We start from the raw sequence: 1,905 nt of genomic DNA, 5'->3' as shown, positions 1-1,905 counted from the left end.
AAGCCGATGTCTTCGAGGCTCATCTCGTCGCGTTTTGCCCCGTAGCTTGCGATCACACGGGCGGGGTGACGGATCAGGTGAATGTTGATGCAGTTCTGCGCCCAGTCCAGTGGGAAGCCCGCTATCATGTGATGCGGCATGTGCTTCATGTAAAAATGCGGCTTATCGCCAGGAATAGTGTCTAAACAGCGCTGTGCGACGATCGTTGGGTCCGTCTCGTGGGCGGCGATGATCTCATCCCGCATCGGGTGGTTTGCGCCGGTTGCTTTCAGGTAGGGAGCATAGAAGGGTTCATCCCAGACGGCGAAATCGGCGCGGTTGCCAAAGGCATACATCATCGCGGTCGAGAGGTTGCGCGGACCGGACCACATAGCGATTCTCATCGGCCACATCCCGTACACAAGCTGTACACAACCTGTACATACAGCTGACACATCATGACCGGTCCACCAAATCCTTGTAGAGCGCGCGCAAACGTGCGGTCATCGGACCCAATTCGCCGGTGCCTATGATGCGGCCATCAATGCTGCTGACGGGCGTTTGCGCGCCGAAGGTGCCGGTGAGAAAAGCCTCATCAGCCGCGTAAGTATCGACGAGGCTGTAGTTGCGCTCGAACACCGGAATGTCGTTGGCACGGCACAGGTCGATCACCTTCTGGCGGGTAATGCCGTTCATGCAATAGTCGCCCGTGCTGGTCCAGACCGCGCCCTTTTTGACGATAAAGAAGTTGCAGGCGTTTGTCGTGTTCACAAAACCATGCACGTCGAGCATCAGCGCCTCATCTGCCCCTGCCTTTTGCGCAGCGATACACGCGAGGATGCAGTTGAGTTTCGAGTGGCTGTTCAGTTTCGGATCCTGCGTCATTGGCAGGCCGCGCTGGTGGGGAACTGTGGCAAGGGTAATCGGGCGCGGGATTTTGGGGCGCGAATGTTCCATGATGATCACGAAAGTGGGCCCTGATTGTGAGAGGCTGGGGTGTTGGAAAGGGCGCACCTTCACCCCGCGTGTCACCATCAACCGCGCGTGGGCGTCTGTCGTCATGCCGTTGGCTTTTTGTGTCTCTAACAAGGCGGAAACCACGCCTTTCCGGTCCATGCCGATGTCGAGATCAATAGCTTTCGCCGCCTCGAAAAGCCGGTCCAGATGCTCATCCATGAAGGCCCATTTGCCATCGTAGAGCCGCAACCCTTCCCAAACACCATCACCCAGCATAAAGCCGCTGTCGTAGACGCTGACAGTGGCCTGGGCTTTGGGAACGATCTTGCCGTCAACATAGATCAGGATGGTCTCATTGCGGGCATCATCCTCGGCCTGATGGGTGGTGACTTCGGTCATTGGTGTTCTCCTTATCGCGGACGCTAGGCCAGTGTTCTGGCCGTTCCAAGAGGGAAAACGCAGGTGTCAGGGATGAAAGTCCTGCACTTCGGACAGATCAGGGATCACGTCAGCGGTGCCATGGCGCATGACCATCAGCGCGCCTGCTTTGGTCGCTTGCCCGATCGCCTGCGCCATAGGCAGGCCACGATCAAGACCGGCAAGAACGTAGCCGGTGAACGTGTCGCCTGCGCCGGTTGTATCAACGGGATCGACTTTGATCGCAGGGAAGTGCTGTTTTCCTGCCGCGCTGTACCAATCTGCGCCATCAGCACCGCGGGTCACGATGACATCGCGCACAGGCAGATCAGCGGGGGCGTTTCCGGTGGCTTCTTCAAGTTGGGCGGCTTCAACCGCGTTGAGGATCAGAAAATCAAGTGACGGCAGCACCGCCTTCACGCGATCAGCATCAAAAGGAGCAGCGGCATAGGCGATTTGCAGGCCCAGCTTTTTACCCATTTGGGCAGCGGTGCGCTGCAGGTTGGTTTCGTTCTGGATGACCAGCCAATCACCGGTTTCCGCCTCGGCCAT

3 protein-coding genes are annotated in these 1,905 nt (G+C 58.0%); all 3 read right to left on the bottom strand.

What is annotated here, in order from left to right:
- The coding region (locus VGP75_RS17720; RefSeq protein ID WP_526025531.1) for a sulfotransferase-like domain-containing protein at positions 1-383 on the bottom strand (383 nt) is incomplete at its 3' end.
- A gap of 52 nt (positions 384-435) precedes the next feature.
- Positions 436-1,335: a D-amino acid aminotransferase gene (locus VGP75_RS17715; protein ID WP_327544914.1), complete on the bottom strand. Its 900-nt coding sequence runs from the start codon at positions 1,333-1,335 to the stop codon at positions 436-438.
- Positions 1,336-1,401: 66 nt separating this feature from the next.
- Positions 1,402-1,905, bottom strand: a 504-nt coding sequence (locus VGP75_RS17710) for a PfkB family carbohydrate kinase (protein ID WP_327544913.1), incomplete at its 5' end; no start/stop codon positions are given.

It is taken from the genome of Yoonia sp., assembly GCF_036007805.1.
GTDB lineage: Bacteria > Pseudomonadota > Alphaproteobacteria > Rhodobacterales > Rhodobacteraceae > Yoonia.
Note: the sequence above shows the minus strand (reverse complement) of the source record. Positions and strands in the feature narration are given on the sequence as shown.

Coding starts and splice junctions, on each gene's coding strand:
- VGP75_RS17715 (WP_327544914.1), bottom strand. CDS start 1,335: ATGACCGAAGTCACCACCCATCAGGCCGAGGATGATGCCCGCAATGAG.